This is a genomic window from Alkalimonas sp. (genome assembly GCF_020831925.1).
GTDB lineage: Bacteria > Pseudomonadota > Gammaproteobacteria > Enterobacterales > Alteromonadaceae > Alkalimonas.
Map to the genome: position 1 here is coordinate 1 of NZ_JAFIFQ010000027.1, position 13,531 is coordinate 13,531.

General features: G+C 50.3%; 14 protein-coding genes. 4 read left to right on the plus strand and 10 right to left on the minus strand.

The window, feature by feature from the left end:
* Positions 1–386 precede the first annotated feature (386 nt).
* Positions 387–1,004 carry an arylesterase gene (locus tag JJU14_RS09890; protein ID WP_228613060.1) on the minus strand — a complete coding sequence of 206 codons (618 nt, stop codon included), beginning with the start codon at positions 1,002–1,004 and terminating at the stop codon, positions 387–389.
* Between JJU14_RS09890 and JJU14_RS09895 the strand changes: the two genes are divergently transcribed.
* Together JJU14_RS09895 and JJU14_RS09900 are read left to right on the plus strand one after the other, a co-directional pair.
* Positions 1,003–1,722, plus strand: a complete 720-nt coding sequence (locus JJU14_RS09895) for an ATP-binding cassette domain-containing protein (protein WP_228613062.1) — start codon at positions 1,003–1,005, stop codon at positions 1,720–1,722. The genes JJU14_RS09890 and JJU14_RS09895 overlap by 2 nt on opposite strands.
* A complete protein-coding gene (locus JJU14_RS09900) occupies positions 1,712–4,192 on the plus strand; it encodes an FtsX-like permease family protein (RefSeq protein ID WP_228613064.1) in 2,481 nt (826 codons plus the stop codon). Before JJU14_RS09895 ends, JJU14_RS09900 begins: the two co-directional genes overlap by 11 nt.
* A gap of 41 nt (positions 4,193–4,233) precedes the next feature.
* On the opposite strand, the gene JJU14_RS09905 is transcribed toward JJU14_RS09900, so the two are convergent.
* On the minus strand, positions 4,234–5,127 hold the full coding sequence (locus tag JJU14_RS09905; protein ID WP_228613066.1) for a TIGR01777 family oxidoreductase: 894 nt from the start codon (positions 5,125–5,127) through the stop codon (positions 4,234–4,236).
* Positions 5,128–5,185: 58 nt separating this feature from the next.
* The gene (gene folX, locus JJU14_RS09910; RefSeq protein WP_228613068.1) at positions 5,186–5,554 is read right to left on the minus strand and encodes a dihydroneopterin triphosphate 2'-epimerase; all 369 of its coding nucleotides are present in this window, start codon (positions 5,552–5,554) and stop codon (positions 5,186–5,188) included.
* 74 nt (positions 5,555–5,628) lie between these two features.
* On the opposite strand from folX, the gene JJU14_RS09915 reads away from it, so the two are divergent.
* Positions 5,629–6,693, plus strand: coding sequence for an AI-2E family transporter (locus tag JJU14_RS09915; protein WP_228613070.1), 1,065 nt, complete (start codon positions 5,629–5,631; stop codon positions 6,691–6,693).
* On the opposite strand, the gene JJU14_RS09920 is transcribed toward JJU14_RS09915, so the two are convergent.
* Genes JJU14_RS09920 through JJU14_RS09940 form a run of 5 tightly spaced genes read right to left on the minus strand, consistent with a single transcriptional unit; the run spans position 6,690 to position 9,948 of the window.
* A complete protein-coding gene (locus JJU14_RS09920) occupies positions 6,690–7,088 on the minus strand; it encodes a lysozyme inhibitor LprI family protein (protein ID WP_228613072.1) in 399 nt (132 codons plus the stop codon). The genes JJU14_RS09915 and JJU14_RS09920 overlap by 4 nt on opposite strands.
* Before the next feature lie 25 nt (positions 7,089–7,113).
* Positions 7,114–8,427 (minus strand): ATP-binding protein, encoded by a 1,314-nt coding sequence (locus JJU14_RS09925; RefSeq protein ID WP_228613074.1) that lies wholly within the window; start codon positions 8,425–8,427, stop codon positions 7,114–7,116.
* Positions 8,428–8,444: 17 nt separating this feature from the next.
* Positions 8,445–9,122: a response regulator transcription factor gene (locus JJU14_RS09930; protein ID WP_091342158.1), complete on the minus strand. Its 678-nt coding sequence runs from the start codon at positions 9,120–9,122 to the stop codon at positions 8,445–8,447.
* Entirely contained in the window at positions 9,122–9,376 is a 255-nt protein-coding gene (locus JJU14_RS09935) for a PepSY domain-containing protein (RefSeq protein WP_228613076.1), read from the minus strand. The genes JJU14_RS09930 and JJU14_RS09935 overlap by 1 nt, the downstream gene beginning before the upstream one ends.
* Before the next feature lie 59 nt (positions 9,377–9,435).
* Positions 9,436–9,948 carry a glycine zipper 2TM domain-containing protein gene (locus JJU14_RS09940; RefSeq protein ID WP_228613078.1) on the minus strand — a complete coding sequence of 171 codons (513 nt, stop codon included), beginning with the start codon at positions 9,946–9,948 and terminating at the stop codon, positions 9,436–9,438.
* 249 nt (positions 9,949–10,197) lie between these two features.
* Here JJU14_RS09940 and JJU14_RS09945 point away from each other — a divergent pair, with 249 nt between their 5' ends.
* A complete protein-coding gene (locus tag JJU14_RS09945; RefSeq protein ID WP_228613080.1) occupies positions 10,198–10,515 on the plus strand; it encodes a helix-hairpin-helix domain-containing protein in 318 nt (105 codons plus the stop codon).
* 37 nt (positions 10,516–10,552) lie between these two features.
* Here JJU14_RS09945 and JJU14_RS09950 read toward each other — a convergent pair whose 3' ends face one another.
* A complete protein-coding gene (locus JJU14_RS09950; protein WP_228613082.1) occupies positions 10,553–11,773 on the minus strand; it encodes an HDOD domain-containing protein in 1,221 nt (406 codons plus the stop codon).
* Positions 11,774–11,904: 131 nt separating this feature from the next.
* Positions 11,905–13,440, minus strand: a complete 1,536-nt coding sequence (putP, locus tag JJU14_RS09955) for a sodium/proline symporter PutP (protein ID WP_228613084.1) — start codon at positions 13,438–13,440, stop codon at positions 11,905–11,907.
* Positions 13,441–13,531 lie beyond the last annotated feature (91 nt).

Here is a 13,531-nt window from a genome sequence, read left to right on the forward strand (position 1 = left end):
CACCGCCCTTTCACGGCGGTAACAGGGGTTCGAATCCCCTAGGGGACGCCACTTCGCTCTACGAATCATCTTATGTTAATTTCTGTGTTGTCTATCGCCGTGAGGCGGTGTCAGGACACCGCGCAAAGCCATCTGGCACGGCGGTAACAGGGGTTCGAATCCCCTAGGGGACGCCACTTCGCTCTACGAATCATCTTATGTTAATTTCTGTGTTGTCTATCGCCGTGAGGCGGTGTCAGGACACCGCGCAAAGCCATCTGGCACGGCGGTAAAGGGGTTCGAATCCCCTAGGGGACGCCATTTCCTTTTTTAATGTTGAATTATGAATGTTGAATTAAGAGCATTGAGAATTCAACATCCAACATCCAACATCCAACATCCAACATTCAACACTCGCCATCACAAACCAACTGCGCAAACCAGCTTTTCATCTGTTGCTTAATCAGTGGTTGAGCCTGACGGTTTGGATGGATGCCATCTGGTAGCATCAAGTCTTCGTTCAGGGCAATCTGCTCCATGAAAAATGGCCACAGCGGCAACTGATAACGTTCAGCCAGCGCCGGATAGAGGCTTTCAAACTGACGGGTATAGCGCGGGCCAAGATTGGGGGGGATCCGAATTTGCATCAGCAGCACTTCAGCGCCAGTGGCCTGGCTAAGCTCAATCAATTGCGTTAAATTCTGTTCCAGCTGGGCAACTGCAAAGCCCCGTAAGCCATCATTGCCACCCAATTCAATCAACACATAATGCGGCTGGTGTTGCTCCAGCAAAGCAGGCAAACGGGCCAGGCCTCCGGCTGAGGTTTCACCACTGATGCTGGCATTGATGATCGTAAGCGGTAACTGTTGCGTATCCAACCACTGCTGCGTTAAATACACCCAGCCTTGTTGCTCCTGCATGTTATAGGCCGCACTCAGGCTGTCACCGAGCAGCAACAACCTTTTCGGCTGCGCATAAGTCGTGGTACTGTAAACAACAAACAACAGAATTAAGAATGCACGCATGACGTTATCACCTGATATAGATATAAAAGCGACCCGTTTAACCAAACGGGTAAAACTAACGGAAGGATCACTGACTATCCTGAATGATTTGCATTTGACAATCAAGCGTGGTGAGTCGGTTGCTATTGTTGGTGCGTCCGGTTCTGGCAAGTCCACTTTATTGGGAATTCTGGCCGGTCTGGACACAGCCAGTGAAGGCGAAGTCTTTCTGGCAGGCCAACCTTTGCATCAGCTGGATGAGGATGCCAGAGCTGGTCTCAGAGCCAGTCATGTCGGTTTCGTTTTCCAGTCTTTTTTGTTGCTACCGGGGTTAACCGCACTGGAAAATATCACTTTGCCAGCCGAGCTGGCAGGGATCCGTAACGCCAAAGATCGCGGTTTAGAGCTCTTGGCTCAGGTGGGGCTTTCCGAGCGCCGTGATTTTTATCCGACCCAATTATCTGGGGGTGAGCAGCAGCGGGTTGCTATTGCCCGGGCTTTTATTACTCAGCCCAAAATTCTGTTTGCTGACGAGCCCTCTGCTAACCTGGATGAAAAAACCGGCTTGTTGGTTGAAGACCTGTTGTTTGATTTGAACCAACAACAAGGCACTACCCTGGTGTTGGTTACCCATAAAGCTGAGCTGGCAGAGCGCTGTCAACAACAGTACCTGATGCACCATGGTCAGCTGGAGCAGCAACTGCCGTCTGAGCTGCAGGAGCAGCGCCATGTGGGCTAGTATTGCCTGGCGCCTGTTCTGGCGCGAGTTAAAGCGCGGCGAACTCTGGGTGATTGCGTTTGCGCTGTTTTTAGCCGTGTTTTCTGTGGTGATGCTTACCGGCATTACCGAAAGTGTTCGCTCTGCCTTGTACCAGCGTAGTGCCAGCTTTTTAGCAGCTGATTTGGTTCTGCGATCCAGCCGGCCTTTTCAGCCAGAGTTGATGGCAACGGCCGATGCGGTTGGCTTGCAACAAGCACAGCAGATGTTGTTCGATTCTATGTTGTTTTCTGACAGTGAAATGCAGCTGGTTACGGTAAAAGCCGTTTCCAGTGAGTTTCCACTACGCGGTGAGCTGGTGCTGCGACGCAGCCATCAGCCAGGGCAGGGCGAACTGGCTAGTTTCAGTGCTGGTGAAATCTGGCTGGAGCCGCGTTTGTTAAGCTTGCTGGCGGTAAGTCCTGGTGATCGTCTGGAGCTTGGCATGGCATCGCTGCAAGTTGCCGGTGTGATTGAAGCCGAGCCAGATGCGCCGCTCAATGTATTTGGTGGTAATCCACGGGTGCTGATGCATCTGGACGATGTGGCCGCTACTGAAGTGGTTCAGCCGGGCAGTCGAATTGGTTATCGCTATTTGTTTGCAGGCAGTACGCCACAGCTGGCTGAGTTGCGTCAGCAACTTGATCCTCAGTTGTCTGTGCATGAGCAATGGCAAGAGTTGGATCCGGAAACGGCCATTGGTGCAGCCATACAGCGAGCCGAGAGCTTCCTGCTGCTGGCTGGCTTGCTTGGAATTGTGCTGGCTGCCAGCGCCTCGGCGGTAGCGGCTAATCGTTACCGTCAGCGCCATGCAGAGGCTGTGGCTGTGATTAAAGCGCTGGGGGCGACCACCACCACAGCCCGAAAGATTTATTGCAGCCATCTGCTGTTGGTGAGTGTATTTAGTTCTGTGCTGGCAATTATAGCCGGCATTGTGCTGGTGGTTTTTATTCAGCAAGGCATTCAGTTGTGGATGGACGATTACCAACCGGCGTTTAGCAGTCGGCCGCTGTGGATGGGATTGTTAACTGCCGCGATTTGTGCCGGCCTGTTTGCAGCACGACCAGTGTGGCAGTTGGCAGCGGTGCCAGCGATAGCGGTACTCCGGCAATTGCCAGCCTGGCGTTTTGATGTCTGGCATCTTGCAACAGGGGCGCTGGCTGTCTGGTTACTAATGTGGTTGTTTAGCAAAGAGTTTATGCTCAGTCTTATTCTGTTTGCTGCCTGCGTTACCTTTGCGTTGGTATTGATGGGGTTGGCGGCTTTACTGGTGAAAGTGGCCAAACCAATGGCCGCAGGTCAAAGCTCGGCACTGAAGCTGGCGCTGGCCAATTTGCGTCGACGTTTGTGGCAAAACAGCTTTCAGTTGTTGACCTTTAGCATGGCATTGTTTTTAACCTTGTTGTTGTATTTTTTGCGGGTAGAGCTACTGGACCAGTGGCAAGCACAAATTCCGGCCGGGGCACCCAATCAGTTTTTGGTAAATATCTCAGCGGCTGAGCGGCCAGGTATTGAAGCCTTTGCAGCTCAGCATCAGCTGGAGCTGGATACTTTCTACCCGATAGTGCGGGGACGTTTGACCGCGACCAATGAGCAGCAACTGCGCCAGCGTGCTTCCAAGGAAGAAGATACCGAGCGGGTTGGTGTTGGCCGTGAGCTAAACCTGACCTGGACCAGCGAATTACCTGCAAATAACAGTGTGCTGCATGGTCGTTGGTTTAGCGAGCAAACTCTGGGTGAGGTTTCGGTAGAGTCGGAATTGGCAGAACGGCTGGGTATTTTGCTGGGTGATCAGCTGGAGTTTTCCATCGGTGGTCGAACGGTTTCTGCCACCGTCAGCAGCATTCGCTTAGTTGATTGGAATACCTTGCAACCTAATTTCTACATGATTTTAAGTGCGGATTTACTGGCCGATTTCCCGGCTAGTTACCTCAGTGCTTTTTATCTGGATGCGGAGCGGGCGCAAGTACTAAACCAGCTCAATCGTGAATTCCCAACTGTGATCGTGCTCAATGTTGATGCCATTATCCAGCAGGTACAGGATATTATTGCTCAGGTGACTGTGGCTCTTAGCAGCATTTTGCTGCTGGTGTTTGCAGCCGCTGTGCTGGTGTTGGTGGCCCAGGTGCAGGCTACTATGGAGCAACGAGAGCAGGAACTGGCTATCTTACGCACTTTGGGGGCTCGCTACGCCTTCTTACGCAATGCCATGCTGTTGGAGTTCGCTGCGCTCGGAGCGCTGGCCGGTATCCTTGCTACCGTACTGGCGGAGGCTGTGCTTGGCGTATTGCAGTTCCGCTTGTTTGAGCTGCCATTTCAGTTGCACTGGAATCTGTGGTGGATTGGCCCGGGTTTTGGTGTGGTGGTGGTTACTTTGCTTGGTTGGTGGCAACTGCGGCAATTGCTGGCCATTCAAAGTTCGGTGTTAATGCGCAGGGCCATTTATTCGTAAAGCGGTTTATTGGCAAGCAAAGGGCGCAGCAATGCGCCCTATTAAAGGTTCAGTTGTTGCAAGGCCTCGCGTAAATCCGGGTAGCTAAATTGAAAGCCAGCATCCAGTAACTTTTTCGGGTAGACATTTTGGCCGAACAGCAATAGGTCGCCCATTTCACCGAACAATAGGCGCACCATAAAAGCTGGCATCGGGAGCAAAGCAGGGCGCTTCAAACGCTTGGCCAGCAATTCGGTAAAGCGGGCATTAGGCACAGCTTTCGGCGCGGTCGCATTGATAGGGCCTGCTAGTTCGCTGTGGCACAATAAGAAATCGAGCAAGGCGACCATGTCGTCTACATGGATCCAGGACATGTACTGAGTACCATCGCCAATTTTTCCTCCCAGTCCTAAACGGAAGGGCGGTAGCATTTTCTTTAAAGCGCCGCCGTTTTCTGCCAGCACGATACCTGTGCGAACCAGGCAAACGCGGGTGCTTTCGCTGGCTGCGCGCTGGGCAAGATTCTCCCAGCGAGCACAAATATCGTGGCTGAACTCTGGATAAAAGTCCTGATGACTTTCATCAATGCAGTGTTGATCCTGACGCCCATAAAAGCCGATGGCAGAGCCGCTGATAAAGACTGAAGGTGGCTTTTGCGCTTGTTGGATCAGAGTGCTTAACTGTTCGGTCAGATCCCAGCGACTGTGACAAATACGATGCTTTTGTGCTTTGCTCCAGCGCTTATCGGCAATAGGTTCACCAGCCAGGTTGATCACCGCATCAAAGCGACTTATATCAACACCATCCAGCTGTTCGCAACAGGCCACATCATGACCAAACAATGCTTTTACTTTCGCTGCCGAGCGACTCAGAACCATGATCTCATGGTCAGGTAACCAGCGCTTAATCGCCGCCTGACCAATCAAACCGGTGCCGCCGGTGATAAACAGCTTCATGGTGATGCCCTTTGTCAAAAAAAGTTAAACCATCCTGATTGCATCCAGTATAGCTGCATTAACGCGCTTTGCTGACAGAGAGTGTCAGAGAGACCGAATCCGCAAAACGCAAGGCATGCGGTTTATCGATTTCCACTTCGGCATACAGCACTGAGCTGTGCTCTGCGACAATGGCAAGCACATCCGCGGTTAGTTTTTCCAGCAATGAAAAGCGATTTTCTTCAACAAACTGAATAATGCGTTTGGTGATGGTGCGATAATTGAGCGCTTTACTCATATCATCGCTATCGGCAGCAGCATCAGCCAGGTATTGAATTTTGGCATTAATTACGACATCCTGTTTGTTGTTGATTTCGTCCTCGTTGATGCCAATGAAGGTACGTAGCCGCAGATTTTTGATGCGAATAATCGCCGGGTTTAATTCCATAATTCGTTGTTCCTCGGTATTTTTATTCGATACGTTTATTAAGCCTTTCCCGATCAAAGAATGCAAGGACCTTTATGACAACGGTGACTGACTCAAACGCGACCCGTATTTTGGTGGCCTGCGCGGCCCTGGTGATTATCCTCGCAGGTATCAAAGCTGCTGCCACCATCGTCGTACCCTTCCTTCTGGCACTATTTATTGCCATCATTTGCAGTCCTCTGATCCAACTGCTGCATCGTTGGCACGTGCCCAAGCTGGCAGCCATTGGTCTGGTTATCCTGCTGATAGTCGTGCTGGGCACCTTTTTTGCGACCATTGTCGGTCAGTCCTTGACTGATTTGACCCGCAATATGCCTGAATACCAAGGGCGAATTAATTTGGTGGTGTTGCAGCTGCTGAATTGGTTGGCCGAGTACCATCTGGTGCTTGAACCAAGGCAACTGCTCAGTCAGATTAACCCGGGCTCCGCCATGACACTTGCCACCAACCTGCTGGCTGGGCTTGGCACTATGCTCACCAACACATTCCTGATTTTGTTGATTGTGGTTTTTATGTTGCTGGAGGCTCACAGTATTCCTGCCAAAATTAAGTTAGGTATGAAGACTCCGGAAAAGAAGTTGCAGCAGGTACAGCAGTTTCTTGAGTCGGTGAATCGCTACATTGCCATTAAAACCATGATGAGTGCCTTGACTGGCTTGGTGGTGGGGCTGATGCTTTGGTTGCTCGGCGTCAGTTATCCTTTACTGTGGGGGATGCTGGCATTTTTACTGAATTATATCCCGAATATTGGCTCCATCATCGCGGCGGTTCCGGCTGTGCTGGTCGCACTGGTTGATGGTGGTTTGAGCCTGGCTCTGGGGACCACCCTGGTGTTTATCGCCGTCAACCTTCTGATTGGTAATGTGCTGGAACCGCGACTTATGGGGCGGGGGCTGGGCCTTTCTACCCTGGTGGTGTTTTTATCGCTGATTTTTTGGGGTTGGATGCTCGGTACCGTTGGGATGTTGCTTAGTATCCCGTTGACCATGATTGTTAAAATTGGGCTGGAGAATAGCCCCAATGGTCGTTGGATAGCCGTCCTTTTGGATTCGGAAGAGCAAACTCAGTTGCGGGATGATTTGGATGAGCCGTTAGCTTAGCGAGCAGCCAATGACTCCAGTTGTTCGGTACGCTGCTTAATCAGTTGCAGCTGACAACGTTTGTAGTAAGCTGCTCCCTGTTGCACTTCCGGGAGTTGCAGCTGGTACTGCCAACGGCAGTGCTGCTCTTTCAGCTGCTTAAATGTCTCTTGAGCGGCCTTGAAACTGTTGTACGCTGCTGGTCGCCCAGTGCGTTGGCTGTGTTGTTGCAGCACAAAGGTATGATGTTGTTCCCATTGCGCCAAGGCCCGCCTGGCTTTTACCAGCTCCTGATCGTAACAGCTGAGCTGCTGGTGATAGCGCTGTTGCTGGCTGCCACTTTCAGGCCAAGGGCAAAGCTCTTCAATAGCAGCTGTATGCAGACTCACTGCAAGCAGGGTAAGGCTGAACATCATAGGCCGACCTCGTAGGGTAAGGGGTTCATAGGTCTGGAAAGCGAACCTGGAAGCGGGCTCCGCCCAGTTCACTGTCACCGACTTCTAAATCACCATTATAGGAGCTGACCAGCTCTGCCACAATGGACAAGCCGACGCCATGCCCTTCTTTGTAGGTATCCAGCCGGGTACCGCGCTGGAACAATTGCTGTCGACGGGCACTTGGAATGCCTGGGCCATCGTCCTCTACTACCAGGGTAAAGGGCTGCGGGCTGACTTGTAACCGTACCTGCTGCTGACAAGCTTTGCAGGCGTTATCAAGTAAATTACCAAGGATTTCCATCATGTCGGTTTCATCGCCCTTGAATGCGGTGTCCTCTGGACAGTCAACCACAATGTGGCAGCCTTTGTGTTGGTAAATCTTACCCAGTGCATTGATCATCTTATCCAGCAGAGGTTGCAATGGAATTTGCTTCTTCCAGACATCCTGGCCTGAACTGCTGGCGCGTTTTAGTTGGTGATCAATCATGGCACTGATCCGATCCAGCTGCTCTTTAAGTTCCGGCTGTTCGCTCAGCGGCGAGGTATTGAGGACGGCTAGAGGTGTTTTCAGTGCATGCGCCAAATCACTTAAATGATGGCGGTAGCGTTGCTTCTGGCGGTTTTGACTAGCCAGCAGCAGGTTTAAGTCTTCTTTTAAAGCCATTAGCTCCGTAGGGTATTTACCGGTAAGCTGCTCTTGCTTGCCGCTTTCTACCCGGCGAATTTCATGATCCAGCATGGAAAGTGGCCGAGTGGTCCAACGATAAGCCAACAGCATCACCAGCAACAACACCAAAGCAATCCCCAGATACCAGCGGATTAGGGTGCGTAAGAAGCTCTGATGTGGTGTATTGAGTAAGTGATCCGATTGCACCACATGAACAGTCAGAGGGATGGTGCTATCGCCTTGATCAAACAACAATGCAATAGAAAGGACCCAGTATTTCTGGCCGTATTGCATGTCGGCTCTGAAGTCACTTTTACCCGGTAATAGTTGCAGCAGCTCTGGCTCAAATTGTTGGGTAATGGAAGAGTCGGATTGCCAGAGCACATCCGATTCGTTGGTGATAAAAGCACTAAGTCCAGAGTTTGGTCGGGAGAAGTCGGGGGCTAGTGCCACATTGCTTAGCTGTACTTTGTCGGCAGAGACCTGGATTTCCGATAATATCGCATACAGGTGCACTTCCAGCTTTTGTTCAGTATTGGTCACCAGTTGGGTGTAAAAAGCGCGTTCAATCGCGATAAAAGAACCGGGCAGTAAAAAAGCGAACAGCAGCAGGCTGATCAAGCCCTGCCGCAGTTTTAACGATAAACTCATAGATGGCATCTGAGTGTTCAATTCACTGCCAAGGTAAAGCGATAGCCCCGGCCTCGCAATGTCTCTATTGGTTTCAGCTCTGCTTCAGGATCCAGTTTTTTCCGCAAACGTAGCACAAAAACTTCAATCACATTGCTATCCAGATCAAAATCCTGATCATAGATATGCTCGGTCAGCTCCGTTTTCGAAATGACTTTATTTGGGTTCATCATAAAGTACTCGAGAACTTTGTATTCATAAGCCGTCAGGCTGATCTCCTGTTCATGCAGCCAAACTTGCTGAGTGCGGCTATTGAGTGCCACTGGTCCCGCAGATAAGGTCGGGTCTGGTTGGCCAGCGGCGCGTCGGATTAATGCATTGCAGCGGGCTAAAAGCTCTTCCATATGGAAGGGCTTGGTCAGGTAGTCATCCGCGCCGGCATCCAGGCCTTCCACTTTCTCTTGCCAGCTGCCGCGGGCAGTCAGAATAATAATAGGGGTTTTGATGTCTTTTTTACGGGCCTTACGGATTAAGCTAAGGCCGTCCATATGAGGTAAGCCTAAATCGATAATGGCCAGATCGTAAGGATATTCACTGAGCTTGAAATCGCCATCTCGGCCATCAAATGCCATATCCACGCTGAACTGCTGGTCGGTTAGATGATTTCGGATCTGATTGGCTAGTAATTGCTCGTCTTCTACCACTAAAATGCGCATTAGCGATCATCCCTTGTTACCCGGCCGGTCCGGCCATCCACTATAACTGTCACAACCCGTCCATCCCGCTGTAATACACGGATGCGGTAGTTTTGCTGTTCAGTTTTCACATTAAGCACCCTGCCAGGGAAGCGCTGTAATGCCAGTTCTGCAGCTTGTTCTTTATTGACTGTAGGGCTGTTGTTTGCACTGGCTGCGATTGGCAACACACTGAGCAAGACAACCAATAACAGGATTGCTGTACTACGTAACATGGTTAGCTCCACAAAATTGTTTGTTGATTGTCTTGCATTGTATCTGTTGTCCTGTGCGGTTAGTAACCAGGCCGAACACTAACCTGAACCGGTAAACGTGGTCCGGGATCGTAATCTAGCATGGTGGTGTAATGGCGGCCACGCAAAGTGTAGCTGACCTGATAACCATCGAATACATTGTGGTACTGTACCGAACTATTGACGACCCGGCAACGCTGTTGATGGACAGTCGCTGGCTGATTATTCTGGCGCTGGATATCGCTGACAACGGCACCACCTAAGACTGCTCCGGCAGCCATCCCAACCCGTTTGTTGCTCTTGTTACGTCCCATGGCATGGCCCAGAGCGCCGCCGGCAATAGCGCCAAGTACCACCGGGGTGGCATCTGAGCGCTGACTGCCTCGGTAATGTACTGCTTCGGTATGACACACTTGCTGTGGGCTATGGCGAGCAATAGTACGATAGACAGGTTCCACTTTGGTAACTCTTGCGTATTCGACATGGTTGGCATGCGCAAAAGCTGAGCCTGCCACCAAGCTTGATAAGGCCGCAAAAACAGGGAGCATTTTCATAATTAGTACCTCGCGTGATTTACCTTATCAGCATAGGAGCTTCAGGCTTAATTTCGGCTGAACCATACCGCAAAAATCACACTTTTATTGTGAATTTAATTTGATCTATTTATTTTTTTGGTTATATTAATTTTAACCTGGTTGACTTTTTGGTTGCTGCCAAGTGATCATTCTTGCAAGCCAGGTGGCAAGAAGAGTTGATTGCTTGCATTTTAGGTTATGCAGTGACCTTAGATGGAGTTTAAAACAATGAAAACAGTTGTATTTGCTTTTGCGATGACCTGTGTTGCCCTGGTATCCAATCAATTGTTTGCCTGGGAGGCTAAGCCACAGCAGACTATTAATCAGGCCCAAAATACTGCCGCAGTGACGAAAATCAACCTCAATACTGCGAGCACAGAGCAACTGGCCTTGATCCCAGGGATTGGGCAACAAAAAGCCGAGGCCATCCAGAAGTACATCGCTGAGCATGGTGCTATTCGAAGTGAGCAACAGCTGACGGAGGTTCGTGGTATTGGTCCACGGCTGGCAGAGAAGGTTGCGCAGTACGTCCAGTTTGACCACTGATAGCATCTGAAGTTAGTGTTGAAGATGTGAATGGGAGTTAGCTGTCTCCCATCACTTTCATTTGTTCATTGGCCCAGTTGATAGCTTCATGATATGCATCTGGCACTCTATTAGCTGGTAGTCGCAGCTGTTCTATCAGGGCGCTTGCCTGTTGCCAATCCGCATGTTCGTACCATTGCATTAGTTTTAGGTAGTCGGCCAGAACACCTGAGCCTTCAACCAGGGCTTCTTTAATATCTTTAGCCAAGGGTAATTTTTGCATTACAGACTCTATAGGTTCATCCAGCAGCGCATCCATTAGTGACATCATGCCGGTAAGATAAGCTTTGGAACTGTCGGAACCATGGAGCTCGGCCAGACCTTCAGCAAACTTGGCCCGGGTCATCGATAAGCGCATCAGTTCGGCCGGCTTATCGCTACTGATTTGAGCGGTAAACAGCAGTGACAGAAAGCGTTTTAACTCTGCCTGACCAAGTACCACGAGAGCCTGTTTGATGGTAGCAATTTCGGTGCGACGTTTAAATATAGCTGAGTTGCTGTAACGCAGTAACTTGTAGGATAGGCTGATATCACGTTGGAAAACTGCAGTGATAGTGGTCAAATCCATTTCAGACTTGGATGTTTCATACAATAATTCAGCCAAGGTCATTTGTGCTGGTGACAGTGATTTGGTTTGCATCATTTCTGGCTTGGAAAAGAAAAAACCCTGGAAATAGTCAAAACCCAGTTCCATTGCCGTTTCAAATTGTTGATTGGTTTCCACCTTCTCTGCCAGCAACTTAATGTGTGGAAAATCGGCAATGGCTTGCTTGATTTGGTGGATGGTGTCGATGTTGGTGGATAACACATCAATTTTGATGATATCAATAAATGGGTAGAAGTGGCGCCAGACGCTCTGATGTTCATAATCATCAAGTGCCAAGACGTAGCCTTTATTTTTTAAATCCTGACATTCGGCCAGCAGGCGTTTGCCTGGTTGGATAGTTTCTAACACCTCTACCACAATCTGCTCTTTGGGCAGCATCCTTGGGTATTTTTTTTGCAGGGTATCCAGCGTAAAGTTAATAAATCCAGGCTTATCGCCGAGGAAATCTTCCAGACTAAAAGAGAACTGGCTGCCTTCTATCATTTTTGAGGTGGCTTCATCTCCGTCGATATCTGGGAAGACATTGTCCAGGCTATCCCGAAACAACAACTCATAGGCGTAGAGCTCTTTATTTCGATCCAGGATCGGTTGGCGTGCCGCATAGAAATACATAGAAACTATGGTCCTCGGGGTTGTGCAGGGGTAGCTAGGTTGCTACCAGGGACTATCCTTTATTTTATAGCTGCTTGCGCGTAAGGACACAAGCAAAAAAAGCCCCCAGTGTTTTACTGAGGGCTGTTTTTTTATTCCATGTCACTTTCCAGTCGTCGCTCCATGCGTTCAAAGTCTTGCTGGATACTGACGGCAGGCTCTGCAGTGAGTTTACTCACCACAACGATAGCGATAGCACTGAATAATGCCCCTGGCACAATTTCATACACATAGCTGCTCAGGGTTTCACCAGCAATGGTTAGCGGAGCATAGATCCAGAACAGTACTGTGCCAGCGCCAATCAGCATGCCGCTTAAGGCACCTGCATAGGTCATGCGTTTCCAATACAGGCTGAAGATAATCAGCGGGCCGAAAGCGGCACCAAAACCGGCCCAGGCATTGCCTACCTGAGACAGCAGGTTTTGGCTGGGATTCAGTGATAAGCCAATGGCGGCCAGTGCAACGATCACAACCGAGATCCTGCCTACCATGACCTGTTCACGATCGGACGCATTGCGGCGCATAAACGCCAGATAAAAGTCTTTGGTCAGTGAGCTGGAGGTCACCAGCAGCTGGGATGAAATGGTACTCATGATAGCGGCCAGAATGGCAGCAAGCAGGAAGCCTCCCACCAACGGGTGGAACAGAATTTGCGACAACACAATAAAGATGGTTTCCGGATCGGCCAATTGGCCCTCGGCATCCAGATAAGCGGCCGGACCGAGCGAACCGGTTTGGGTAGCCATATAGACAGCACCGATAATGCCGGTCAGCATGGCACCGATCAGAGCAACAATCATCCAGCTCATGCCAATACGGCGTGCTACTTTAAAATCTTTAATCGAGCGAATAGCCATAAAGCGCACGATAATATGTGGCTGACCAAAATACCCCAAACCCCAGGCTAGTAATGAGATCACCCCTAGCACCGTTGCGCCATGCAGAGGATTGAGCATTGGCTGCTCCATACGGGCAATTTCCTGCATCACGGGTTCAGTACCACCTAAGATAAGAAAGGCAGCCACCGGCACCAAAATCAACGCTATAAACATGATGCAGCCTTGCACAAAGTCGGTCATGCTGACGGCTAAAAAGCCACCAAACAGGGTGTAGGCTACCACCACACCAGCGGTGAGTAACAAGCCAATCTCATAGTTCAGACCAAAGGCATTTTGGAACAAGGTGCCACCGGCATAAACACCGGCTGCCGTGTAAAGGGTAAAAAAGACGATAATCACCACTGCCGATACCAGTCGCAGTGCTCGGGTTTGATCGTTAAAGCGGTTTTCAAAGTAATCGGGCAGGGTGATGGAGTCTTTGGCAACATGGGTGTAGGTCCGCAGACGCGGTGCCACGATCAGGTAGTTTAAATAGGCGCCTACTGTCAGGCCGATGGCGATCCAGACCTCGGAAAATCCCGCCACAAAAAAAGCGCCAGGTAAGCCCATCAGAATCCAGCCGCTCATGTCGGAAGCACCGGCCGATAGGGCGGTGACGCCGGGGCCCAATTTGCGGCCACCCAGCATATAGCCGGAGACATCGCTGGTAGAGGTACGGTAGGCGTAAAGGCCTATGCCAAGCATGGCAAGAAAATAAATGGCGAGGGAGATAAAGGTGCCAGTTTCCAAAATACACTCCTGTTGATTGCTCAAACGCTGTTGTTGTTGTTTTGTCGCAAGCACTCATGCTAACAAGCTATGGCTACAAGTGCCAGCCCCG